Source organism: Aeromonas sp. FDAARGOS 1416 (genome assembly GCF_019048085.1).
GTDB classification, from domain to species: domain Bacteria; phylum Pseudomonadota; class Gammaproteobacteria; order Enterobacterales; family Aeromonadaceae; genus Aeromonas; species Aeromonas veronii.
Genome location: NZ_CP077301.1, coordinates 3,099,038 through 3,120,673 on the forward strand (window position 1 = coordinate 3,099,038; position 21,636 = coordinate 3,120,673).

A 21,636-nucleotide genomic window follows, 5' to 3' on the forward strand; every position below is an offset into this window, starting at 1 on the left:
ATGAAATCACACATGTTCCGCCACCGATGAAATCGCTTGCGCTCACAAAACAGACAATCACACCAGCCTATTTCTTTCACGCTTGTTTCACATCCCCCCCGGCACAATGCCCCCATACCAACGACAGGAGTATGAAATGAACAAGGCAAGCGCAAGCGTAATCGGACTGTTGACCCTGATGTCTGTCTCCTCTTTTGCCATGGCGGCCTATACCGGCCCGCAGGAGCAGAACAAGGTTTCCGTTGCTCAGCTGAAAGATCTGGCCGATGACAGCTGGGCCACCCTGGAAGGGAAACTGGTCAAGCACCTGGGCGGCGAGAACTATCTGTTCCGCGACGCCAGCGGTGAAGTGGAGGTCGAAGTGGATCAGGATGTGTGGCGTGGCACCGAAGTGGGCCCGGATGATCAGATCCGTATCCGTGGTGAAGTGGACCACAGCTGGAACAAGACCGAAGTGGAAGTGAAAACCCTGGAGAAAGTGGGCGCGGCCCCGCAGACCAAGGGCGGCTTTATCGCCAAATAAGGCCACTTCAACGACGAACTGGCCAGACGTTAAAAGGGCGCTTGATATCAAGCGCCCTTTTGCATGGTTAACCCAGCGTCACCGCTTAACCGGCCCGACTGGAAAAGGCTCTCTTGAACCCCTTCTCGGCCTGATTGACCTTGTAGAGGTAACGGCGCGCCTCCTCTTTGGGATGTTGCTCGGTCAACACCTGATAGACCGCCTCGGGGGAGAGCCGGTTGATCCGGCCCGGCGCCGCCTTGCGATCGCTGGAGAAGGTATTGAGCACCCCGCCAGCGCCACCGTTATAGGCGGAGATCACCGCATAACGACGGGAGCGCGGATCCTCGATATCCGCCAGATAGACGGTCTGCAACAGGTGCAGATAGGCGGTACCAACATCGATGTTGTAGGCCGGGTTGAACAGCTCCTCCCGGGTCGGCTGACCGTTCTTACCCTTGACCCGAACATAGACGTCACGGCCGGCAGTGGCCGGGATCACCTGCATCAGCCCATAAGCGTTTGCATGGCTCACCGCATAGGGGTTGAAGCTGCTCTCGGTCTTGATCACCGCATAGATCAGGCTCTCCGGCACGCCGTATTTGCGCGACGCTTCCCGGATGATCCCCGCATACTTGTAGCCCCGTCGATCTTCATGGTTGGCCACCATGGGAATATCGACGAAGAAGATGGTGCGAATACCCAGAGTGCGCTTCTTCATCGCCGTGTTGAGCAGGTAATCGGCATAACGCTCGGCGCGCCAGGAGGCGCGGATTGGCTGGCGCTGATTGTCCAGCACCTGACCGTAGAGGAAGGGCTCGCCGCCGGTCAGAATTTCCCGGTCGGAGTAAAGATCCACTTCGGCCGGATCGTCCGGGGTCAGCAGGGTCTCGATGATGGCGCGACGCAGGTGAGCGCGGGGATCGATGCCCGAGACCGTCTCCACCATGATGTGGCCGCTGGAGAAGTCGATGTGGGCCCGGCTCTTGTACTGATCCGTGTATTTTACGTAGTCAAACTTGCCCGCAAACAGCGCCTCCCGCCCCCATATCTCGTTCACGTTATGGGAGAGCGCGCTGATCATGTGTTCAAAACCGCGGATGTCCTTGCCGTTGACCAGATCGTCATCCTCACTCCCGCTGGGCTTGGGGGAGGATGAGCAGGCAGAGAGAAACAGCAGGGTGCACAGCAGCCAAAAAATTCGGCCCATAGGATCCTCAAACCGGGCAGCAGAGCTGCCCATCATTCATTTGCTGCGACTTCAGGAGCGGTCACGCCAGTGTGGCGCCATTCCCGCACCTGTTCACACGTACAACAGCCGGAGAGCTTACTGGGCAGGCGGGGTGTAACCTTCGATCTGCACTTCACCTGCATCAAACAGGTAGCTGACCATCTCTTTTTCCAGCAGTTGGCGATGCTCAAGATTCATCATGTTGAGCTTTTTCTCGTTGATCAGCATCACCTGCTTCTTCTGCCACTCGGCCCAGGCTTCCTTGCTGATGTTGTCAAAAATCCGCTTGCCGAGCTCACCGGGATAGAGTTGGAAATCCAGACCCGGGCCCTCTTTTTTCAGGCGTTGGCAAAATACAGTACGGCTCATGTTGACCTCTATGGTTGTAACTCTGGATAGGCGAGCAGACGGGCCGTGGCGGCCGCCAGCCCCACCTCGGCAGGATGGCGTAAGTTATACCAGAGTCGGTTATCTGCTTCCATGAGCCGCAGCGGCTGCGCCTCATCAATGTCAATCAGCAGCGGCTGAATATCGAGATGGAAGTGGCTGAAGGTATGGCGAAAACCGGCCAGTTCACGATAACCGTGATGGCTCAGGCCAAGGGACGCCAGCAGACCATCCACCTCCGCCAGCGAAGCCACCTGCGGGAAGCAGTAGAGCCCGCCCCAGATCCCCTGTGGCGGCCGCTTCTCCAGCAGCAACTCATCGCCGTGACGGATCAGCAGCATGATGCCATCGCGGGCCGGAATGCTCTTCTTCGGCTTGCTGTTGGGGTAGGCAGTGGGGTTGCCTTGCGACAGCCCCTGGCAATCGGCCCGCACCGGACAGCGATCACAGGCTGGCTTGCTGCGGGTGCAGATAGTGGCCCCGATATCCATCATCGCCTGATTGTATTGCGCCACCCCCAGCTTGGGGGTGAGCCGGATGGCGATCTCCCACAGCTCGTTCTCCACCTGTTTTTGGCCGGGCCAGCCCGGCAGCGCCAGCCAGCGGGTGAGTACCCGCTTTACGTTGCCATCAAGGATGGCGTGAGGCTGACCCAGAGAGAGCGACAGTACTGCCCCGGCGGTTGAGCGACCAATACCCGGCAGCGCCATCACCTCGTCAAAGCGCTCGGGAAAGAGACCGTGGTGGTGATCGCGGATCTGCTGGGCCGCCTTGTGCAGGTTGCGGGCCCGGGCGTAGTAGCCAAGCCCGGTCCAGTGGTGCAGCACCTCGTCGACAGGGGCATCGGCCAGCGCCACCACATCGGGGAAGCGCGCCATAAAACGCTGGTAGTAGGGGATGACTGTGGCGACCTGAGTCTGCTGCAGCATGATCTCCGAGACCCAGACCCGGTAAGGGGTCTTCTCCTGCTGCCAGGGCAAGGTTTTGCGGCCATGAAGCTCGTACCACTCCAGAACCCGGCTTGCGAAGGTTGATTGATTCACGTTGTTCTCATGTCGTTGATATATGGGGAACTCTGCGGTTCCTTCGGCTCATCTGGCCTGCGCGGGCATAAAGGTCATCCCGCAGCACAGCGCCAGCTGTCTGGTGCGGCAGCGTAAGGCCTCGTCACGCCCAAGTCAAAGCCGCGCTGACTGGCGCTGCGGGCAGGTGGTGGTCAGGCAGCAAAGCGGTAACAAAGACGATATACTCGGCCCCACGATTGATGACGGGAGAGACGGTTTGCAGACTTATCTGGTTGGGGGCGCAGTGCGGGATCGCCTGCTGGGATTGCCGCAGGGCGACAGGGATCATCTGGTGGTCGGTGCCACCGTGGAACAGATGCTGGCGCTGGGTTTTACCCAGGTCGGCCGCGACTTTCCCGTGTTTCTTCACCCCAAAACCCAGCAGGAGTATGCCCTCGCCCGTACCGAACGCAAACAGGGTCAGGGCTACACCGGTTTTGTCTGCCACGCAGCCCCCGATGTGACGCTCGAGCAGGATCTGCTGCGCCGGGATCTCACCATCAACGCCATCGCCGAAGATGATCAGGGCCAGCTCCACGATCCCTACGGTGGCATTGACGATTTGGAAAAACGGCTGCTGCGCCACGTCTCCCCCGCCTTTGCCGAAGATCCATTGCGCATCCTGCGGGTCGCCCGATTCGCCGCACGCTTCCACGCTCAAGGCTTTACCATAGCGCCGGAGACCCTCGCCCTGATGAGCGAGATGACGGCAGCTGGCGAGCTGGCCCACCTCACGCCGGAGCGAGTCTGGAAGGAGCTGGAAAAAGTGCTGCTGGGGCCAACCCCGCAGATCTTTATCGAGGTGCTGCGCCAGTGCGGCGCCCTCAAGGCACTCTTCCCCGAAATCGACGCTCTGTTCGGCGTCCCCGCCCCGGCCAAGTGGCACCCGGAGATCGACACCGGCATCCACACCCTGATGGTGCTGGAGCAGGCGTGCCGGATCTCCCCCGAGCTGACGGTACGCTTTGCTGCCCTCTGCCACGACCTTGGCAAGGGAGTCACCCCCAAGGAGTTCTGGCCAAGCCATCACGGTCATGGCCAGAAGGGGCTGCCGCTTATTCGCGCCCTGTGCGAGCGGTTCCGGGTTCCCAACGAGTGCCGGGATCTGGCGCTGCTGGTGAGCGATCTGCACACCCACATCCATATCGCCTTTGAGCTCAAGCCCGCCACCCTGCTCAAGGTGTTCGACAAGGCAGATGCCTGGCGCCGGCCCGAGCGCTTTGCCCAGTTGCTGGACGCCTGCCGCGCCGACTTCCATGGCCGCACCGGTTTCGAGGAGCGGGTCTACGCCGAGCCGGACTATGTGGCCGAAGCGCTGGCTGCAGCCCAGGCGGTGCCGGTGAAAGAGATAGTGGCGGCCGGTTTCAAAGGAGAAGAGATCAAGGAGCAGCTGGCCAAAAAGCGCACTGATGCCATCAGCCGCATCAAGGATGAGTGGACCTTTATCGAAGAGTAACCTCGGCCCCATAACGGACGGCCGCCCTGATGATGAACTCCGCAAGGAGAGCATCGCCAGGGCGGCCGTTTTGCATCCAGATTGATATGTGAGGGGTCGCTAACCCCTGCTGATGCCGTTATGCCGGACCAATTCGCTCCATCAGGCTCATATGGGATGAGCCATCGTGGCGCTTGAGGTTCTGACGATACTCGAACTGGCGCTGGCTCTCCTGCTTGAGCCCCAGCATCAGCGAATAGCACATCGCCAGCATGATCACCGAGAAGGGCAGCGCCGCTATGATGCTGGCCGCCTGCAAGGCTGCCAGGCCGCCGGAAACCAGCAGGATAGCGGCAACCAGCCCCTGCCCCAGACCCCATACGGCGCGGTGCAGAACCGGCGGCTCCTGATCACCGATGGAGAGCAGAGTCGTGATGACCAGCGTACCCGAGTCACTGGAGGTGATGAAGTAGGTGCAGATGAGCAGGGTCAGCACAGCTTTGGCAATCCAGCCGAAGGTATCCCAGTGCAGCAGCTCGACCGTCTTGTAGAGCGCCAGCGTCACATCCTGATTGACCGCAGCAACCACGCCGCCACCGCCAAACAGCTCCAGATTCATCGCCGTGCCGCCAAACACGGTGAGCCAGAACATGCCGAGCAGCGAGGGCACCAGCAGCACACCGAGCACAAACTCGCGGATGGTACGCCCCTTGGAAATGCGGGCGATAAACATGCCGACAAACGGCGCCCAAGCAATCCACCAACCCCAGTAAAACGCTGTCCAGCTCGACTGCCAAGCCGAGGTGCCGTTGGCCTCGGTGTTGGTCCAGAAGCTCAGTTTGACGATGTTCTGCAGGTAATCACCGATGTTCTGTACATAGGCGTTGAGGATATAGGTGGTCGGCCCCAGCACCAGAAAGAGTGCGAGTACGAAGACGCTCAGCCAGATATTGAGCTCGGAGAGGATCTTCACTCCGCGCCCGACCCCGGAAACCGCCGACAGAGTGGCGATCAGGCTGATACCGCCAATCAGCCAGAGCTGGTTGGACTGCGACACCGCCATACCAAACATCTGGTTGAGGCCGGTATTCATCTGGGAGACCCCCAGGCCAAGGGAGGTCGCCACCCCGAAGACGGTGCCGAACACCGCCAGCACATCGGCCGCATGGCCCCAGAAACCGTAAATCCGCTCGCCAAGGATGGGGTAGAGCACGGAGCGGATCGCCAGCGGCAACTTGCGCCGGTAGCTGAAAAAGGCCAGTGACAGGCCGACGATCACATAGATGGCCCAGGGGTGCAGGCCCCAATGGAAAAAGGTGAGGCGCATGGCGATCTGGGCCGCTTCCGGGGTCATCCCTTCGGTAATGAACGGATTGCCCTGCAGATGGTTCATCGGCTCGGCGATGCTCCAGAACACCAGACCGATCCCCATGCCAGCGCTAAAGAGCATGGAGAACCAGGCAAAGTAGCCGAACTCCGGTACCTGGTCGTCGTCACCCAGTCGGATGCTGCCAAAACGGCTGAACATCAAGTAGACAGCGAAGAACAGGAACAGGGCGACCACCAGAATGTAGTACCACTTGAACCCGGCAATAATCTGATCCTTGGCACCGACAAACCAGGCGGCCGCGGTATCGGGAACAAATACGCCAAACAGCAAAAACAGGGTGATCACGGTGAGGGCCGTCATGGCCATGGTGGGGTTGAGGCCTTTCAATAGCCCTTTGCTTGCTCGCATCCAGCCTCCTTAGTCGTTGTTGAAAAAGTCTTCGCCTACATGATCACCGGCACCGCCGATGGCGCGATAGACCAGTTTGCCGGCTGCCTGTTCGCGGTGATCCACCAGCGAAACCGAGGGCTGGCCGTTCACGGCGTGACGCTTGCCAAGGAAGATCGCCATGGGGACGCCCAGATTGGAAATACCGCTGGTGATCCAGAGGCGGTTGAAGTCGTAAGAGCCGCCGATGAACTCCAGCTGGGCCAAGCCGGTATCGAGGCCGGTCAGATAGAAGTTCATGGCACTTTCATCAGGAAAGAGGTGCACCAGCACATAGGCGTAGCGCAATTCATTCACCAACTCCTTTAGGTTGAAAGTACCTGTCTCACTGCAAGAGAGGGGTAACTCACCATCATAGTGGTGCACCTTGAGGTTGTTGGGGTCTTCATCATAGGCAGGCTGATAACGCACAAAAGCCGAGGTATCCGGCAATTCATAGCGCACTCTGACCACACGTAACTCGGCCACCAGAGACTTGATATCCAGCTCGTCATTCATCATTTCGCTCCTCAAATGTCAGGGTGAATTCCGTGAAATGCCCGTCAACCTAACACAAAATTAATTAGAGCAAAAATGATTACAACAAAAACAATATTGACCTTGTAACGAATTAGGCGGAAAATTTTGCGCCTCTCCATAGCCCTCCAATGACGCACACCCCATGGAAAAACATGATGAAGTACTGGTCGCCCTGCGCCAGATTATTCGTGCCATCGACATGCACTCCAGGCGCCTGATCAAAGAAGCCGGGCTCACCTCTCCGCAACTCTTGCTGCTCAAAGGGATCGACGAGCTGGGACAGATCTCCATGCGCCAGCTGGCCGATCACACCAACATGAGCCAGGCCACCGCCACCACCATCATGGACCGATTGGAGAGCCGCCAACTGGTGCAGCGCATTCGCAGCAATACCGACAAGCGCAAGGTTCACGCGACACTGACTGACGCAGGCCGCGCCCTGCTGGCTCAGGCCCCTACCCCGCTGCAAGAGCGCTTCATCCAACGTTTTCAGGCGCTGGAAGCGTGGGAGCAGACCCTGCTGCTCTCCTCCCTGCAACGCATCTCCACCATGATGAATGCAGACGAAATCGACGCTGCCCCGGTGCTGAGCGTCAGACCCCTGACCGAAGAGCAAGCTTAAACAGCCACAGAATGACAGACATAAAAAAAGCTCCCGACTGGGAGCTTTTGTCTATCAGGCACCGGAGATAATTACTCTTCCAGGCTGATACCGATATTGGAGACACCATCCTGAGAGGCGAATGCTCTGATGGCCAGGATACGATCGCTGTCGCGCTCATGGGCAACCCGCTTGAGCAACTCGACCTGAAACTCCAGCTCGGCTTCCATGTACTCGTGCTCGTAGAGCTCCTCTTCGGTCAGATCCCGCTCTTCCAGCAGCTCGATAAAACCGGCCACGGTACCGACTGACGCATGGCTGGCATCGTTGGCCTCTTCGCCGACACGGCAGATCACCGAGTTGTAGGCGCAGCCCAGCGCAACACAGGCATCCAGCGCGGGATAGGCACCGTAGGATTCAAACTTGCGGGGATCCGGAATGTGAGACTCGAACTCTTCGAGAATGGCCCCCAGATTGACCCGGGATCCCTTGACGGTGAGGTAGACCCACATCTGATCCAGCGCATGCCGGAAAGCGCCAGCATTGCCAAAGCCGGAGGCCTGACAGAACAGGGCATAGTTGGGGTACATGCGCTCTGCCAGCGCCAGGGTGTAGACGGTCTGTTGCCAAGGCTGTAGCTCGGCCAGTCGCTTATAAAACTTGTCACCAAACACTGGAGTCGGATCCTTTGCAAAATGTGGGGCAGATTGTAGCCCACGAGGCGCGCGGCGAAAACGAAAAAGCGCCCTGGTCGGCTATGTTGCGATATGAAGTCAGGTAAGATGGGTCGAGAGCGGCATCTTGTTGCGCCGCAAATTCTGATAAGGAACAAGAGTATGAGCCAACGTACCCTTCTTTTGCTCAGCCAGGATAATGCTCACTACGAACGGCTGCTCAAGGCCGCCAATCTCCCCCATCTGCGCATTCTGCGAGCCGATAACCAGAGCGATGCCGAGAAGCTGATCGGCGAAGCCCATATTCTGATGGCCGAACCGGCCCGTGCCAAACCGCTGCTGCCCAAAGCCAACAAGCTGAGCTGGTTCCAATCCACCTATGCGGGAGTCGATGTGCTGCTCGACCCTGACAGTCGCCGCGACTACCAGCTAACCAATGTACGCGGCATCTTCGGCCCGCTGATGAGCGAGTATGTCTTTGGTCATCTGCTCAGCCTGATGCGCCAAATTCCTCTTTATCGGGAGCAGCAGAAGCAGCGTCTGTGGCAAAGCCACCCCTATCAGGGCCTCAAGGGGCGCACCATGCTGATCCTGGGGACCGGCAGCATTGGCCAGCATATCGCCCACACCGGCAAACATTTTGGCATGAAGGTGCTGGGCATCAGCCGCAGCGGTCGGGAGCGGGCCGGATTTGATCAGGTTTATCAACTGCCTGCGCTCAACAAGATGCTGGCGCAGGCCGATGTCATCGTCAGCGTGCTGCCAGCCACCCGCGATACCCGTCATCTGTTCAATGCCGCCCGCTTCGAACACTGCAAACCGGGCGCCATCCTGTTCAACGTCGGCCGTGGCAGCGCCGTGCACTCTGGCGATCTGCTCACCGCACTGCGTACCGGCAAGCTGGCGATGGCGGTGCTGGATGTGTTCGAGCAGGAGCCGCTTCCCGCCGACAGTCCACTGTGGGGCCAACCCAACCTCATCGTCACCCCCCACAACAGCGCCTACAGCTTCCCGGATGATGTAGCCCAGATCTTTGTGCGCAACTACATCCGCTTTATCGATGGCCAGCCACTGGATGGCAAGATCGACTTCGACAAGGGTTACTAACCCTCACTGCGCATGTAGAAAGGCCCCGCCAATCTGGCGGGGCCTTTCATTTCAGGCTGTGACGACAGGAATCAACCCGCGGCCAGCTCCTTGCGGTAGCTCTTCACCTTGGCAAGGAACTGACGACGCTCCTTGCCGCTGAGCGGTTCAGCCATAGGCAGCTTGGCGGTCATGGCATTGACCGGGCGGTTGTTGATCCGCAGCTCGTAGTGCAGGTGAGCACCGGTCGAGCGACCTGTGTTGCCGGAGAGGCCGATCTTGTCGCCCATCTTCACTCGCTGACCGGTTTTGACCAGCAGCTTGCTCAGGTGCAGATAACGGGTAGAGAGAGTACGGCCATGCTTGATGACGATATAGGTGCCCGCCAGCGGGTGGCTGGTCGCCTTCTGGACCACACCGTCACCCGTGGCCAGTACCGGGGTACCCACCGGAACGGCAAAGTCGGTCCCCTCGTGGGGACGGATAGCACCAGTCACAGGATGCTTGCGCGCGGGGTTGAAGTTTGAGCTGATCCGGTAACGACTGTGGGTCGGATAACGGCGGAAACCACGCTCCAGGCTGTTGCCCTGACCATCGTAATAGTTGCCGTCATCGGAGAGCCAGGCCGACACCGTCTTGCCCTGGCTGGTCACTTCCACACCTAGCAGCTGGCTGTTGCCAGTGCTCTTGCCTTCCACCGTCTCCTGGCGTACCAGCACTTTGAACTTGTCGCCCTTCTGCAGATCCTTGGCGAAATTCATTCGCCACTGGAACAGGTTGGCAATTTTCTGGATATGGTTGGCTGGAATCCCCGCATTGCGGGCACTGACATAGAAGCTGCCGTTGATCACGCCGTTGTAACGCTGCGGTTGCCACTCAACCTTCTCATTGATCATGGAGGCGGTATAGGCATCGTCGCTGCGCGCCATCACCAGCGTCTGCTTGATGTTCAGGCGGATTTTGAGTTGCTGCAGGATGTTGTCCTGATCGATCAGCAGCTCGATATTCTGGCCCGGTTTGAGGCGCGCCAGATAGTTCTTGTTGTCCGCGTCCAGCACCTTGTAGAGGGTGGTGGTGGAGAGACCGAGATTGTTAAAAATGGCGGTCAGGTTTTCGCCGTTGCGGACCCGGTAATCCTGCCACTGGGGGGTGGTGTCGACCGGGATGTCGTCATCCGGCGCACTCTGATCAACCAGTTCGTGATCGGGAATTTCGTTAAAGTCGGTGTTGTTTTCGTTGGTTGCCGTACCGGCGGTATCAATGGGCAACTCAAGACGCAGCGGCCGCTCGAGGATGTCACCCGGAGCTGGCAATAATGCCACTGCTGACAGGGTCATGGCCGTCAGCATCAGCATGGCGTAAAAGTGTTTGCGGGGAACCGGTGGTTCCCAATTGGCAGCCTGTACTACCAAGGGACGGAGACGTTTCATCCGCTATCCTGTATTTAGATCTAAAGAGTGTGAGTTGCGATGTCAGTTGTGACAAAACCGTATAAAACTGTTTGTTGGACACAAATAGTTACAAATAGTTCATCACAATCTGCATGAACCTCACATTTTATGCATAACCCGCCCGGATGGGCAGAAATGATCGTCTTTTTTAACCATTTTTTCCTATTTTTAAGAACCGGGTCGGATTCGATACTGAATAGAAACCTGAAATGTTGCGATAACTTTTCCATGGAGTGGATATGTCGTTAGCAAAACTGTTAATCAGAATAATTGTCGTCCTGTTCCTGATCGGTGCAGCGCTGCTGTTTGCACTGGAAGTCACGACAGTCCGCCAATCCATCCTCGACCAGATGTCAGCCAACCTGGAAACCGCCATCACCGCTCTCGGGCTGGTGCTGCAAGGAACCCTGCTCAATGACGACAATGTGCTGGCCGAAACCATCGTCAATGCCATGTTCGACGGCGGCTTCGTCAGCTCGGTCATTCTGGTGGATCCGGATGGTCAGGTGCTGTTTCAGAAGGTCTTCCACTCAACCCAGCAAAATGTCCCCGGCTGGCTTCCCTCGGTTATCGGCATGCCGCCCGTCAAAATTGAGCAAGAGTTGACCGATGGCTGGCGCATGCTGGGCACTCTGACCCTTGAGGGGCATAGCGGCTACGCCTATCAGCATCTGTGGAATGCCATCAGTCGCACCGGTCTGGCGCTGCTGGCGGGCCTCGTCGTATTTACCCTGATCATCTCCCTGGTGTGCCAACGCCTGCTGCAGCCCCTGGAGCAGATCAACCTGCAGCTGATCCGTATCCGCAAACACCAGTTCAACAGCACCCTGCCCACTCCCTGGTTGCAAGACCTCAAGGAAGTGGCACTTTCCATCAACCAATTGGTTTCCGAACGCAAACGGGATCTGCTGCAACAACGACTCAAAATCACCCAGCTGGGAAAACAGCTGCCACTGACGACCCCACAGCCGCCGCAAGGAGTGAGCCAGCTGCCGGAAGGCGGGCAACTGCAAAAATTTGTCTCCACACAAGGGGAGATCGCGCTCTATCAGCGTTTCTTGCCCAGCCAGCCCCTCGGTGCCGACAGCGATCTCGCAACCATCCAGAGCGCCCTGCAACAGTGGCAGCACTCTCATATAGAAGGGGTCTTGCTGCCCCTCTCCCTGCTCAATCACCCGCAATGGTCCGAGATCGCCCCTCTGCTAAGCCAGGGCCGCGGCAAAACACTGGATTGGCGCTGGGATGTGGTCACCTTTCCCGCCCACGGCCAAGCCACATTGGCTGCGTTGCAGGAACAGGGGTGTGAGCTCGCTTTCAGCGCCATTCCCCTCAATGCGGATACCTTCAATCAACTTGACCCGCTCAATCCCATCTTTATCAGCTGTCAGCTGACCGATGCGCCGCTCTACTGGAATCTGCTCTCCCAAACCATGCATGCCGCCGGTTATACCCTGCTGGCAGAATCGGGAGAGTGTCGCGACATCGACAAACTGCGGACCTGGGGTATCGATGGTTATGCCAAGGAGGCGCAATCATGAAGAAGCTCGCCATGCTGTTGCCCCTACTGTGGCAACCCGGCCTGATGGCTGAAACCGTCACTATCACCACCGGGGGTGAGCAGGGGATTTATCACCAGATAACCAAAGAGTTTTGCCGTCTGGCCCATGAGGTCGATGAGCAACTTGCGTGCACATTGCAGAGCTCATCGGGTTCAATAGAAAACCTGAAGCGGCTGAAGAGTGGCGAGACCTCCTACGCCATGGTGCAGTCAGACTGGCTATATCAGGCAAGCCGGGGCTTGGGCCCTTTTACCACCCAGCCGCAACCTGAGCTGCGCGCCCTGTTTGCCACCCATGCCGAGCCATTCACCATAGTGATCCGTGCCGACGGCGATATCACATCACTGGAGCAGCTCAAGCTCGCCCCCATCGACATGGGGTTGAAGAACTCGGGAACCCGCCAAACGGCGCTGACCCTGTTCAACATCTTGGGAGCGAAAGAGCAGGATCTCGATCTGAAGAGCATGGCCAACCTGCCGGATGCGCTCTGCAGCAAGCAGATCGACGCATTTGCACTGGTGATGGGGCATCCTAACCGGATTGTGCTCGACACCGCCAAACGCTGCGCGGTCAGTTTCCTCCCCATCGATGGGGCCACCCGTGATCAGCTACTCAAAGGGGTCAAATATTACCAACGTAGTCAGGTGCCCGCTCGTATCTACCCCGGCAATCTGAAGGCAACTCCCACCTTTGCCATTGCCGCCACCCTGGTTACCAATGCCACCATGCCGGGAGAGTCTGTCTATCGTCTGACCAAGGCCATGCTGACCCAGCAGACCAAGTTCAATGAGCAGACTTATGGCTACGCCAATATGTTTCACCGGGCACGCAATAAAACCGGCCCGGTGCTGAGTATTGAACAGCATCCGGGCGCGGCGAAATATTTCGATGAGTTGAAGGCGGCGGGCAAGCTATAACTGACGACGAGGAGAGCGCAGTTGCTCGCTGGAGAAACGGGTCTTCATCGATGTCCACTGCGCCAACCGATCGGCACTCCCCGCCAGCGTTCCTTCCCGCCGTGACTTCATGATCCAGATGCTTTTGGCATCGAAACTGTAAACGGGAATGAGATCGGTACGCTTGCTGCCCGGCAGGATCCGGCTGTTGATGTTGTCGAGCACCAGTGGGTCAGCCTTGGGTGTCGGGAAGTAGAGCGTCACCATGTGGAACTGGTTGTAACGCACCGCCTTGACGTAGGCCAGCCGCAGCTTCTTCTCATCCACCCCCAGCTCCATCAGGGTGTAGTACTTGGAGATGCTGTAATCCTCGCAATCCCCACCTCGGGCACCGATGAACTCCAGCGGATTGGCCCAGTAATCCTCATCTCCCCACAGCTTGGGGTCTTCACTGTAGGTGAGATTGTTGAAGTAGTTGTTCACCAGCTCGATCTTCTGCTGATCCGTGGTTCCCGCTCTGGGAGTGAGCAGGCGAGAGAATGCCTCGGCCCGCTGGATGGCCCGGCCACCATACACTTCCTGCAGCTTGGCCCGCAGATCCGGACTGGCAATATATTCGGAAAGACGCGAAGCCTGCACGTTGGCGCAACATAGCGCCAACGTGCAGACCGGGATCAACAACCATTTCATACCGGACACTCCATGTCAGATGCTGGAGGTCAGTATAGTCCCTCCGGATGAGAGGCTCAGCAGGCGATCAGCGACACTGGGCGAATGCGTCTGCCAGTTGTTGCATGAATTGGGGATAACCATCCGGGCCGAGTGGCACCTGTTCACCCACCTCATCCAGCAACAGTACCTTGGCGCCGGTATTGCGTGCCACCGATTCGATCACAGCCGGTGAGAATTGCGGCTCGGCATAAATGCAGCTCGCCTGCTTCTCTTCCAGTGCCTTGCGGATATCCACCAGGGTCTTGGCGCCCGGGCGACGCTCAGGGCTCACGGTAAAGTGACCTTTTGAACTCATGCCGTAATGGCGCTCCCAGTAGCCATACGCCTCGTGGAAGACAAAGTACCCCTTCTCATTCACTGCCTTCATCTGGCCAGCAATCACCTTGTCTTTGGCATCCACCTTGGTATCAAATGCCGCGAGGTTGGCGTCATAGCGAGCCTGATTGGCCGGATCCAGCTTGCCCAATTCACTTGCGATCGCCTTGGCAATCACCTTGGCCTGCGTCGGGCCAAGCCAGATATGGGGATCGACCCCTTCGTGATGATGTCCCTCATGCCCTTCATCATGATCACCGTGCTCGTGGGCGGCATGATCGTGATCATCATGATCATGGGAGTCGTGACTATCCTGAGTCGCGTAGTTGAACAGCTGCATACCCGGCACCTGGGTCAGGGTCAAGACATGGGGGTGATTGGCCAGAGGCTTGCTCATGAACCCCTCCAGCTCGGGGCCGACCCAGACCACCAAATCGGCCTCTCTGATGCTGCGAACATCGGAGGGACGCAGAGAGAAGTCGTGGGGAGAAGCGCCGGTTGGCAGCAGGACTTCCGGCTCGCTCACACCTTCCGTGATCGCCGCAGCAATAAAGCCGAGGGGCTTGATGGTGGTCAGCACCTCCACGGCACGAACAGGCAAACTCACCGCCAGCAGGGCAGTGAAAAAAGCAATAATTCTCATTGGTGAATCTCGTCAGCGGGTGATTGTGTGATAATATAACAGCTTCTGTTTTTTGTTATATTATAACTCTCACTGGCTGTAAACCCCGGAGCTGTCATGACCCAACTGGTAGAGTTGAAAGAGGTCTCTCTCTCGTTCGATGGACGCTCAGTGCTCGACAAGGTCTCCTTTACCCTCAATAAAGGCAAAATCACTACCCTGGTCGGCCCCAACGGGGCGGGCAAGAGCACCCTGAGCAAACTGGTATTGGGTCTGCTCACCCCCGATTCAGGCCAGATAATCCGCAGCCGCGACCTGAGAGTCGGCTATGTACCCCAGCGCCTATATCTGGATCCCACCCTGCCGCTCACCGTGCGCCGCTTTCTGCAACTGGGCAAGAAGGGGCGGATCTCCATCGAAGAGGCGCTGACCAGAGTCGGTGCCGAAGGGCTGCTGGACAACCGGATGCAGAAGCTCTCCGGTGGAGAGATGCAGCGGGTACTGCTGGCCCGCGCTCTGCTGGTCAAGCCCGAACTGCTGGTACTGGATGAACCGGTGCAGGGGGTGGATATCAACGGCCAGATCGAGCTCTATGCCCTGATCGGCAAGCTTGCCGCCGAATTCAACTGCGCCGTGCTGATGGTCTCCCACGACCTGCATCTGGTGATGGCCAGCACCCACGAGGTGATCTGCCTCAATCGCCACGTCTGCTGTCACGGCGAACCGGAGAGCGTGGCCCGCCACCCCGAATTTGCCCGTCTGTTCGGGCGACCGGAGCAGGAGGTGCTGGCGGTCTATACCCACCATCACCACTGCGATGGCGAACACCATCATCATGAACCGCAGGCCCCCATCATCCGCCTGCCTTCTCGCAACAACGCTCACAGCAAATAGCGCAAGCAACAGGACATTCAAGTGGACAGCTTTCTGTTATACGCACTCGCGGCCGGTCTCGGCATCGCCCTGCTGGCCGGTCCCCTCGGCAGCTTCGTGGTATGGCGCAAGATGGCCTATTTTGGCGACACCCTCTCCCATGCCTGCCTGTTCGGCATCGCGCTGGGCATCCTGCTGCAGGTCGATCTCACCCTGGCGGTGGTGGTCTGCTGCCTCGCCATGGCGATGCTGCTGGTGATCATGAGTCGCAACCAGCAGGTGGCAACTGATACCTTGCTCGGCATTCTGGCCCACAGCGCCCTGTCCCTCGGTCTGGTTACCTTGAGTTTTATGGATAACGTGCGGGTGGATCTGATGGCCTACCTGTTCGGCGACCTGCTCTCGGTACAACCGATGGATCTGCTCTGGATCTACGGCGGTGGCGCACTGGTGCTGCTCACCCTGTGGCGACTGTGGGACCCCCTGCTCTCCATGACCATCTCGGAAGAGCTGGCACGGGTAGAGGGGATCCGGGTCGATGTGCTGCGCTGTGTATTGATGCTGCTGATCGGGCTGGTGATCGCCGTGGCGATGAAGTTTGTCGGGGCACTAATTATCACCTCCCTGCTGATCATTCCCGCCGCCACCGCCCGTCGCTTTAGCCAGACACCGGAGCAGATGGCCGGATTTGCCGCGCTGATCGGCTGCCTCGCCGTGCTGGGTGGATTGACCCTCTCCTGGTATCAAGATACTCCGGCAGGGCCTTCGGTCGTCGTCTGCGCCACCAGCCTATTTGTGCTGAGCCAGTTCAAGAGAGCGTAACGGTGCAGGCTAGAGCGGCATGCTCTGGCGTGTCTCCATCATCAGCCACTGGCGCAACCGGCTGATGGCGGGCTCATGGGCCCGCGAGCGCTTGCAGGTAAAGTAGAAGGCATCCCCCGTCTCCAGCTGGTGTACCGGCAAGGCCACCAGCTGGGGATCATCGGGCCGCAGCATGTAGTCATTCACAAATGCCACCCCCTGATCCCAGGCTGCCGCCTCCATCGCCAGCAGCACATGGCTGAAATGGTGCATCCGCGCCTCGTCCGGAATAACCAGCCCGCCGGCCTTGGCCCAGCGCTGCCAATCCTCCCCCCGCGCCTTGTAGATGGACTGCACCGAGAGCAGCGGCAACTGCCAGATGGCCTCAGGCCACTCCCCGCTGATCTGCTGCAACAGGCGGCGACTACAGACCGGAAAGAGCCGCTCCTGATAGATAAGGTCGTGGCAGTAGCCCCGCCCGTGGGGTGAGACTGTGATAAAGCAGTCCGCCACCCGATCGGAAAGTTCGGGGTCTTCCGCCACCATCTCCAGACTCAGATCCAGCTCGGGGTAGAGTTGTCGCAATCCGGCCAACCGCGGGATCAGCCACTTCACCGCAAACGAGCTGTAGACCGCGAGGCGCAGCCGCATCTCGCCACCACCACGCAACTGTTCGCTGCTTTGGGCAATCTGGCTGAGGCCGGCGGCAATCCCTTCGAAGTAGCTCTCCCCCTGGGTTGTCAGCGAGAGCAACCGCCCCTGACGCAGCAGCAAGCGCTCACCCAGAAAATCCTCCAGCAGACGGATCTGGTGGCTGACCGCACTCTGACTGACGTTCAATTCAAGGGCGGCACGGGAGAAGCTGAGCAGCCGGGCCACTACCTCGAAATATTGCACCGCACGCAGAGGAGGAAGCTTCATTATCTAAATATCTCATGAGTGGTCATTTTTTATCATTTTACTGGATATCAACCGGCACGCTACCCTCCGCTCATCTGAAGTGGGAGGTGGTATGAATGCAGTAGGGATCGGCATCCTTTATCTGGTGTTGGGCAATATGGTGGCGGTCTTTTCCGATGCGCTGGTCAAAGTGCTGGAGCCAGATCAGCCCATCTTCCAGTTTGTCTTTTTCCGCCAGCTCTCGGCCGCCATTCTGCTGATGCCCTGGCTGCTCTGGTCATGGCGCCGCAATCCACCGGTGGCCATCAAGTGGCACCTGCTGCGGGCCCATATCTGGGCGGTAGGCGTCTGCCTGATGGTAGTGGCCCTCACCCGCTTGCCGCTCGCCACTGCCAATGCCCTCTTCTATGCCGCCCCCCTGATGATGGTGCCGCTGGCAGTGTGGATGGCGGGGGAAGCGATCTCGCGCCAGAAGGTGCTGACCGCAGTTATCGGGTTTATCGGGGTACTGATCGTGCTGCGCCCGACCGAGGTGAACTGGGCCGCGCTGGCGGCGCTTGGGGTGGCGCTGTCGATGGCGCTCAACAATCTGCTGATCAAGCGGATCCCGCTCAAGCAGCCCATCGCCCAGACCCTTTTTTTCACCAACGTGCTGAGCATGCCCTTCATTCTGGCGCTGGCATTATGGGAAGGGGGCGACTGGCAGTGGCAGATGTGGTGGCCCGCTTTCGGCTCCTCGGCGCTGATCATGGTCTATGCGGGATTGTGCGTGGTGGCCTATCGCAAGGCGGAGGCGAGCAAGATCGCCTCGGCGGAGTACACCGGTCTGCTGATGGCGGTGGCCATCGGGGTGTGGCTGTTTGACGAGCAGCCCGGTCTGCCGCTGCTGCTGGGCTGTATCTGCATCGTCCTGCCGCTCATCGCCATGGCGCGCAGCAAGCCAAAACCGCTGGCCGAACCGGCGGTTTAAGCACTCAGGGTCGTGCCAGCAAAGGGGCGACCCTTTGCTGCAGATGGGGGACGATCTCATCTTCGAACCAGGGATTCTTCCTGAGCCAGAGAGTATTGCGCGGGGAGGGATGCGGCAACGGCAGCCAGCCGGGGCCATAGTCGGCCCAGCTGCGCACCGTTTCGGTGAGTGACCCTTTGGCCGCCCCCCGCAGGTAGTAGGCTTGCGCATACTGGCCGATCAGCAGGGTCAGTTCGATATTGGGCAACAGCATCAATACCTTGTCGTGCCAGGTAGGCGCACATTCTGGGCGCGGCGGCAGATCGCCGGATTTTCCCCTGCCGGGATAACAGAGCCCCATCGGCATGATGGCGATGCGGGATTCGTCGTAAAAGGTGGCCTTATCGACACCGAGCCACTGGCGCAGCCTGTCACCGGAGGGGTCATCCCACGGGATACCGCTGGCATGCACCCGGGTGCCGGGCGCCTGACCGATGATCAGCAAGCGGGCACTCTCGGCCCCGCGGATCACCGGACGAGGCCCCAGCGGCAGATGAGCCTCGCACAGACGGCAGGCCCTGATTTGCCCAAACAACTTATCGATTCGCTGCATGACGTTGATAGTACCAGCATTTCCCTGTTTTCCCTCTTGTGGAAACAGGGCGCGCCCCCTACTATCGCCATGGATGTTTAATTTAATAAACGGATAATAATGAAAAACTGGCTAGGTACCGGCACCGCGACCCTCTCCTTCATCCTGTGGGGGATGCTGCCGCTCTATTATCAATTCATGCCCGAGGTCAACATGTGGGAGCTGATCTCCCACCGGGTGCTCTGGTCTGTGGTGCTGCTGGGTGCCCTGTTTTTGCTGCTTGGCCACAAGGTGCCCTGGGCACAACTGCGCAGCGAGCCGCGCCAGCTCGGCCTCATTCTGCTGGCGGGCCCCGTGATGTCCATCAGCTGGTGCATGTTTACCTGGTGCCTTACTACAGGGCAAGTGCTGACCACCAGCCTCGCCTTCTTTATGACCCCGCTGTTCAATATCGTATTCGCCGTCATCTTCCTAAAAGAGCGGCTCACCCCGCAAAAGCATCTGGCGGTCGCCCTGGCGCTGGCGGGTCTCGCCTACATGCTCTTCTGCTACGGCCAGCTCCCCTGGTTCTCCCTCATCATGGGGGCCAACTTCGCCTGCTACGGCCTTATCAAGAAGAAGATCCACTACGACACCGGCACCAGCCTCTATCTGGAAGCCATGGTGCAACTGCCCGTCGCGCTGATCATCATCGGCACGCTGGCATGGCACGGGGAAGGGGCATTCGTGAACGGAGATCTGGCTGACAAGCTGCTGCTGATGGGCAGTGCGCCCGCTACTCTGCTGCCGGTGGGGCTCTTCTGCTACGCGGTGGCGAGAACCCGGATGAGCACTGTGGGACTGCTGCAATATATCGAGCCCAGCCTCGCCTTCCTGCTCGCCATCTACTGGTTTGGTGAGGCGCCGGACCCCATCAAGGCAGTCGGTTTCGCCTTTGTCTGGGCAGGTCTGCTGGTGAGCCTGTTGCCACTGCATCGGCTCAAGCGCCGCCCTCAGGGCGTACCGCGATAGGACTCCAGCACTTTGTGCCAGCGGGGATCCCTGTCCATCTGCTCGGCGATGTCGTTGAGGGTGGCATGCAGCTCTGGGCGAGATTTGGGCAGCAGGATATGGCGGGTATAGCTGGATTGGGGGAAGGGCGAGATAAACAGCTTGCCCTGATAGTGCTGTGAGTCGATGAAAAAGCCCAGCGATGAACCACTTACCAGCGTCACATCGATGCGACCGCGCACCAGCAGCTCAAGATTGGTCTTCACCTTCTTGGCATCCTGACGTACCAGCTCGCCGCGGCTGGCCGCATCATCGATCCCCTGATAGCGGTAGCCCTCCACCCCGCCAAACACCAGCCCCTTGAGGGAGTCTGGCCCGCGATAGGTGACCGGGTTGTCAATGTTCGAGACCAGCTCGTTGGTGTCGCGCATCACCGGGAAAGTCCAGAGATAGCGCTCGCGATGGGGATCCCCCACCCAGGCCGGATTGACCCAGACCACCAGACCGTCAAAGTCGGGATCCGCCATCTCCAGCGCCAGCCGGGCGCGATTGACCAGCCAAAGCTCGATTCTGGGTTCACCCCCCAGCTTTTCATTGAGATACTTGACCAGCTCGCGGCTCAGCCCTGCATCCACTCCGGTGTTGAAGGGGGGATGCTGATGGTAATCGTAGAGACGGATCGTCTCCCCCAGGGCCGGGACCGACAACAGTAACCACAACCAAAACCAGACTCTCATCGCACCTCCTTGAGCTGCCTCTGAGTTTGGCACAGAGAATTTGAATGAGAGAACCCGCGACCACCACTCCAGCGCCGCAACCATCCGCCCCTTCCCGCTGGTCTGTCTATATGGTGCGCACCGCCACCGGCCTGCTCTATACCGGGATCAGCACGGATCCGCTGCGCCGCCTGCGCCAGCACCAGAGTGGCAAGGGCGCTCGCGCCCTGCGCGGCAAGGGGCCACTGACGCTGGCGTGGCAACAGGAAGTCGGCGAGAAGGGGGCGGCTCTGCGCATCGAATATCGCCTCAAGCAGCAGCCGAAATCCTTCAAGGAGCAGCTGATCCACAGCCCGGCACTCTGGCAGAGCTGGAGCCCCCAGTGGTTACCCGCAGCCACCCAGCCTTGAGGACGACAGGCAAAAAAAGGCCACTCGATGAGTGGCCGGAAAGGGGAAATCAGGGAACATTGCACAACCTCAGGCGGGTTAGAGGTAGGTATTGGAACGCTTGCTGCGGTTACTGATCAGCCAGCAAACCGCCAGCACCAGCAACAACCAGGGGGCCAGCTTGATGATCAGAGCAAGCATGCCGCCCAGTGCCCCAAGCAGCACGAACAGGCCGCTCACCAGCAACATGGCTACCAAGGTAAAACCGGTCAGTGCCATGACCAGCAGCACCACCAGCAATATGAAAAATTCCAGCATAACTTGCTCCTTATCAGTACCTTGTCTGCCGGCTGATCAACCCTTCGCTCAATCCAGCCAGCGCTTCAATTCATAACGGGGCGGCATCACCAGCACCGCCAGCAGATAGGCGGCCAGTGCCAGCGGCGGCATCAGGATCAGGGCGAGCAGTGCCACCACCCGCACCGTGACTCTGGAGACCCCCAACCGCCTGGCAATACCGGCGCAGACCCCGGTCAGCTTGCGATGCACCAGATCCTTGGGCCAGGGGCTCATGA

Annotated in this window: 25 protein-coding genes; 11 read left to right on the forward strand and 14 right to left on the reverse strand. The window is 59.0% G+C overall.

Annotation, left to right across the window (positions count from 1 at the left end):
* Positions 1 to 136: 136 nt before the first annotated feature.
* Positions 137 to 523 carry a YgiW/YdeI family stress tolerance OB fold protein gene (locus I6L46_RS13870; RefSeq protein WP_005335826.1) on the forward strand — a complete coding sequence of 129 codons (387 nt, stop codon included), beginning with the start codon at positions 137 to 139 and terminating at the stop codon, positions 521 to 523.
* A gap of 85 nt (positions 524 to 608) precedes the next feature.
* Here I6L46_RS13870 and mltC read toward each other — a convergent pair whose 3' ends face one another.
* The 3 genes from mltC to mutY all read right to left on the reverse strand — a co-directional run bounded on the left by mltC (position 609) and on the right by mutY (position 3,163).
* Positions 609 to 1,712 (reverse strand): membrane-bound lytic murein transglycosylase MltC, encoded by a 1,104-nt coding sequence (gene mltC, locus I6L46_RS13875; protein ID WP_064335415.1) that lies wholly within the window; start codon positions 1,710 to 1,712, stop codon positions 609 to 611.
* Between the two features lie 117 nt (positions 1,713 to 1,829).
* Positions 1,830 to 2,102, reverse strand: coding sequence for an oxidative damage protection protein (locus I6L46_RS13880; protein WP_005335828.1), 273 nt, complete (start codon positions 2,100 to 2,102; stop codon positions 1,830 to 1,832).
* Positions 2,103 to 2,110: 8 nt separating this feature from the next.
* Positions 2,111 to 3,163, reverse strand: coding sequence for an A/G-specific adenine glycosylase (gene mutY / locus I6L46_RS13885; RefSeq protein WP_069554633.1), 1,053 nt, complete (start codon positions 3,161 to 3,163; stop codon positions 2,111 to 2,113).
* 238 nt (positions 3,164 to 3,401) lie between these two features.
* Here mutY and I6L46_RS13890 point away from each other — a divergent pair, with 238 nt between their 5' ends.
* On the forward strand, positions 3,402 to 4,640 hold the full coding sequence (locus I6L46_RS13890) for a multifunctional CCA addition/repair protein (protein WP_216975990.1): 1,239 nt from the start codon (positions 3,402 to 3,404) through the stop codon (positions 4,638 to 4,640).
* Positions 4,641 to 4,758: 118 nt separating this feature from the next.
* Here I6L46_RS13890 and I6L46_RS13895 read toward each other — a convergent pair whose 3' ends face one another.
* Together I6L46_RS13895 and I6L46_RS13900 are read right to left on the reverse strand one after the other, a co-directional pair.
* Entirely contained in the window at positions 4,759 to 6,357 is a 1,599-nt protein-coding gene (locus I6L46_RS13895) for a BCCT family transporter (protein ID WP_005335834.1), read from the reverse strand.
* 9 nt (positions 6,358 to 6,366) lie between these two features.
* Positions 6,367 to 6,894, reverse strand: coding sequence for a hypothetical protein (locus I6L46_RS13900; protein WP_005335836.1), 528 nt, complete (start codon positions 6,892 to 6,894; stop codon positions 6,367 to 6,369).
* A gap of 163 nt (positions 6,895 to 7,057) precedes the next feature.
* Between I6L46_RS13900 and I6L46_RS13905 the strand changes: the two genes are divergently transcribed.
* Positions 7,058 to 7,537, forward strand: a complete 480-nt coding sequence (locus tag I6L46_RS13905) for a MarR family winged helix-turn-helix transcriptional regulator (protein WP_005343146.1) — start codon at positions 7,058 to 7,060, stop codon at positions 7,535 to 7,537.
* A 71-nt stretch (positions 7,538 to 7,608) separates the two neighbouring features.
* Here I6L46_RS13905 and I6L46_RS13910 read toward each other — a convergent pair whose 3' ends face one another.
* Positions 7,609 to 8,190 carry a YjaG family protein gene (locus I6L46_RS13910; RefSeq protein ID WP_021231718.1) on the reverse strand — a complete coding sequence of 194 codons (582 nt, stop codon included), beginning with the start codon at positions 8,188 to 8,190 and terminating at the stop codon, positions 7,609 to 7,611.
* Positions 8,191 to 8,352: 162 nt separating this feature from the next.
* Between I6L46_RS13910 and I6L46_RS13915 the strand changes: the two genes are divergently transcribed.
* Entirely contained in the window at positions 8,353 to 9,297 is a 945-nt protein-coding gene (locus I6L46_RS13915) for a D-2-hydroxyacid dehydrogenase (RefSeq protein WP_005363043.1), read from the forward strand.
* 71 nt (positions 9,298 to 9,368) lie between these two features.
* On the opposite strand, the gene mepM is transcribed toward I6L46_RS13915, so the two are convergent.
* The gene (gene mepM, locus I6L46_RS13920) at positions 9,369 to 10,706 is read right to left on the reverse strand and encodes a murein DD-endopeptidase MepM (protein WP_216975992.1); all 1,338 of its coding nucleotides are present in this window, start codon (positions 10,704 to 10,706) and stop codon (positions 9,369 to 9,371) included.
* Between the two features lie 260 nt (positions 10,707 to 10,966).
* Here mepM and I6L46_RS13925 point away from each other — a divergent pair, with 260 nt between their 5' ends.
* Together I6L46_RS13925 and I6L46_RS13930 are read left to right on the forward strand one after the other, a co-directional pair.
* Entirely contained in the window at positions 10,967 to 12,265 is a 1,299-nt protein-coding gene (locus I6L46_RS13925) for a LapD/MoxY N-terminal periplasmic domain-containing protein (protein WP_216975994.1), read from the forward strand.
* Positions 12,262 to 13,203, forward strand: coding sequence for a TAXI family TRAP transporter solute-binding subunit (locus I6L46_RS13930; protein ID WP_216975997.1), 942 nt, complete (start codon positions 12,262 to 12,264; stop codon positions 13,201 to 13,203). Before I6L46_RS13925 ends, I6L46_RS13930 begins: the two co-directional genes overlap by 4 nt.
* On the opposite strand, the gene I6L46_RS13935 is transcribed toward I6L46_RS13930, so the two are convergent.
* Both I6L46_RS13935 and znuA read right to left on the reverse strand, forming a co-directional pair.
* Positions 13,198 to 13,872 (reverse strand): transglutaminase-like cysteine peptidase, encoded by a 675-nt coding sequence (locus I6L46_RS13935; protein ID WP_058057961.1) that lies wholly within the window; start codon positions 13,870 to 13,872, stop codon positions 13,198 to 13,200. The genes I6L46_RS13930 and I6L46_RS13935 overlap by 6 nt on opposite strands.
* 67 nt (positions 13,873 to 13,939) lie before the next feature.
* Positions 13,940 to 14,872 (reverse strand): zinc ABC transporter substrate-binding protein ZnuA, encoded by a 933-nt coding sequence (znuA, locus tag I6L46_RS13940; protein WP_216975999.1) that lies wholly within the window; start codon positions 14,870 to 14,872, stop codon positions 13,940 to 13,942.
* 96 nt (positions 14,873 to 14,968) lie between these two features.
* Here znuA and znuC point away from each other — a divergent pair, with 96 nt between their 5' ends.
* Complete coding sequence (gene znuC, locus I6L46_RS13945; RefSeq protein ID WP_216976001.1) at positions 14,969 to 15,745, forward strand: zinc ABC transporter ATP-binding protein ZnuC; 777 nt, start codon at positions 14,969 to 14,971, stop codon at positions 15,743 to 15,745.
* A 21-nt stretch (positions 15,746 to 15,766) separates the two neighbouring features.
* A complete protein-coding gene (gene znuB, locus I6L46_RS13950; protein WP_005354863.1) occupies positions 15,767 to 16,546 on the forward strand; it encodes a zinc ABC transporter permease subunit ZnuB in 780 nt (259 codons plus the stop codon).
* A 9-nt stretch (positions 16,547 to 16,555) separates the two neighbouring features.
* Here the strand turns inward: znuB and I6L46_RS13955 are convergent, their stop codons facing one another.
* Positions 16,556 to 17,446, reverse strand: a complete 891-nt coding sequence (locus I6L46_RS13955) for a LysR substrate-binding domain-containing protein (protein WP_040067029.1) — start codon at positions 17,444 to 17,446, stop codon at positions 16,556 to 16,558.
* A gap of 91 nt (positions 17,447 to 17,537) precedes the next feature.
* On the opposite strand from I6L46_RS13955, the gene I6L46_RS13960 reads away from it, so the two are divergent.
* Positions 17,538 to 18,395, forward strand: a complete 858-nt coding sequence (locus I6L46_RS13960) for a DMT family transporter (protein WP_040067030.1) — start codon at positions 17,538 to 17,540, stop codon at positions 18,393 to 18,395.
* 4 nt (positions 18,396 to 18,399) lie between these two features.
* On the opposite strand, the gene I6L46_RS13965 is transcribed toward I6L46_RS13960, so the two are convergent.
* Entirely contained in the window at positions 18,400 to 18,987 is a 588-nt protein-coding gene (locus tag I6L46_RS13965) for a uracil-DNA glycosylase family protein (protein WP_216976003.1), read from the reverse strand.
* Positions 18,988 to 19,086: 99 nt separating this feature from the next.
* Here I6L46_RS13965 and rarD point away from each other — a divergent pair, with 99 nt between their 5' ends.
* Positions 19,087 to 19,977, forward strand: a complete 891-nt coding sequence (gene rarD, locus I6L46_RS13970; RefSeq protein WP_042052465.1) for an EamA family transporter RarD — start codon at positions 19,087 to 19,089, stop codon at positions 19,975 to 19,977.
* On the opposite strand, the gene I6L46_RS13975 is transcribed toward rarD, so the two are convergent.
* Positions 19,959 to 20,693, reverse strand: a complete 735-nt coding sequence (locus tag I6L46_RS13975) for an ABC transporter substrate-binding protein (RefSeq protein WP_216976005.1) — start codon at positions 20,691 to 20,693, stop codon at positions 19,959 to 19,961. The genes rarD and I6L46_RS13975 overlap by 19 nt on opposite strands.
* Positions 20,694 to 20,737: 44 nt before the next feature.
* Here I6L46_RS13975 and I6L46_RS13980 point away from each other — a divergent pair, with 44 nt between their 5' ends.
* On the forward strand, positions 20,738 to 21,082 hold the full coding sequence (locus I6L46_RS13980; RefSeq protein WP_123172323.1) for a GIY-YIG nuclease family protein: 345 nt from the start codon (positions 20,738 to 20,740) through the stop codon (positions 21,080 to 21,082).
* A gap of 78 nt (positions 21,083 to 21,160) precedes the next feature.
* Here the strand turns inward: I6L46_RS13980 and pspG are convergent, their stop codons facing one another.
* Positions 21,161 to 21,379 carry an envelope stress response protein PspG gene (gene pspG, locus I6L46_RS13985; protein ID WP_005335871.1) on the reverse strand — a complete coding sequence of 73 codons (219 nt, stop codon included), beginning with the start codon at positions 21,377 to 21,379 and terminating at the stop codon, positions 21,161 to 21,163.
* Between the two features lie 48 nt (positions 21,380 to 21,427).
* Entirely contained in the window at positions 21,428 to 21,634 is a 207-nt protein-coding gene (locus tag I6L46_RS13990) for a PspC domain-containing protein (RefSeq protein ID WP_005335873.1), read from the reverse strand.
* Positions 21,635 to 21,636 lie beyond the last annotated feature (2 nt).

What these genes read in the sequence shown, in the direction of transcription:
- I6L46_RS13870 (WP_005335826.1), top strand. Translation starts at nt 137, where the DNA reads ATGAACAAGGCAAGCGCAAGCGTAATCGGACTGTTGACCCTGATGTCT.
- mltC (WP_064335415.1), bottom strand. Translation starts at nt 1,712, where the DNA reads ATGGGCCGAATTTTTTGGCTGCTGTGCACCCTGCTGTTTCTCTCTGCC.
- I6L46_RS13880 (WP_005335828.1), bottom strand. Translation starts at nt 2,102, where the DNA reads ATGAGCCGTACTGTATTTTGCCAACGCCTGAAAAAAGAGGGCCCGGGT.
- I6L46_RS13895 (WP_005335834.1), bottom strand. Translation starts at nt 6,357, where the DNA reads ATGCGAGCAAGCAAAGGGCTATTGAAAGGCCTCAACCCCACCATGGCC.
- I6L46_RS13900 (WP_005335836.1), bottom strand. Translation starts at nt 6,894, where the DNA reads ATGAATGACGAGCTGGATATCAAGTCTCTGGTGGCCGAGTTACGTGTG.
- I6L46_RS13905 (WP_005343146.1), top strand. Translation starts at nt 7,058, where the DNA reads ATGGAAAAACATGATGAAGTACTGGTCGCCCTGCGCCAGATTATTCGT.
- I6L46_RS13915 (WP_005363043.1), top strand. Translation starts at nt 8,353, where the DNA reads ATGAGCCAACGTACCCTTCTTTTGCTCAGCCAGGATAATGCTCACTAC.
- mepM (WP_216975992.1), bottom strand. Translation starts at nt 10,706, where the DNA reads ATGAAACGTCTCCGTCCCTTGGTAGTACAGGCTGCCAATTGGGAACCA.
- I6L46_RS13925 (WP_216975994.1), top strand. Translation starts at nt 10,967, where the DNA reads ATGTCGTTAGCAAAACTGTTAATCAGAATAATTGTCGTCCTGTTCCTG.
- I6L46_RS13930 (WP_216975997.1), top strand. Translation starts at nt 12,262, where the DNA reads ATGAAGAAGCTCGCCATGCTGTTGCCCCTACTGTGGCAACCCGGCCTG.
- I6L46_RS13935 (WP_058057961.1), bottom strand. Translation starts at nt 13,872, where the DNA reads ATGAAATGGTTGTTGATCCCGGTCTGCACGTTGGCGCTATGTTGCGCC.
- znuA (WP_216975999.1), bottom strand. Translation starts at nt 14,872, where the DNA reads ATGAGAATTATTGCTTTTTTCACTGCCCTGCTGGCGGTGAGTTTGCCT.
- znuC (WP_216976001.1), top strand. Translation starts at nt 14,969, where the DNA reads ATGACCCAACTGGTAGAGTTGAAAGAGGTCTCTCTCTCGTTCGATGGA.
- I6L46_RS13955 (WP_040067029.1), bottom strand. Translation starts at nt 17,446, where the DNA reads ATGAAGCTTCCTCCTCTGCGTGCGGTGCAATATTTCGAGGTAGTGGCC.
- I6L46_RS13960 (WP_040067030.1), top strand. Translation starts at nt 17,538, where the DNA reads ATGAATGCAGTAGGGATCGGCATCCTTTATCTGGTGTTGGGCAATATG.
- I6L46_RS13965 (WP_216976003.1), bottom strand. Translation starts at nt 18,987, where the DNA reads ATGCAGCGAATCGATAAGTTGTTTGGGCAAATCAGGGCCTGCCGTCTG.
- rarD (WP_042052465.1), top strand. Translation starts at nt 19,087, where the DNA reads ATGAAAAACTGGCTAGGTACCGGCACCGCGACCCTCTCCTTCATCCTG.
- I6L46_RS13975 (WP_216976005.1), bottom strand. Translation starts at nt 20,693, where the DNA reads ATGAGAGTCTGGTTTTGGTTGTGGTTACTGTTGTCGGTCCCGGCCCTG.
- I6L46_RS13980 (WP_123172323.1), top strand. Translation starts at nt 20,738, where the DNA reads ATGAGAGAACCCGCGACCACCACTCCAGCGCCGCAACCATCCGCCCCT.
- pspG (WP_005335871.1), bottom strand. Translation starts at nt 21,379, where the DNA reads ATGCTGGAATTTTTCATATTGCTGGTGGTGCTGCTGGTCATGGCACTG.
- I6L46_RS13990 (WP_005335873.1), bottom strand. Translation starts at nt 21,634, where the DNA reads ATGAGCCCCTGGCCCAAGGATCTGGTGCATCGCAAGCTGACCGGGGTC.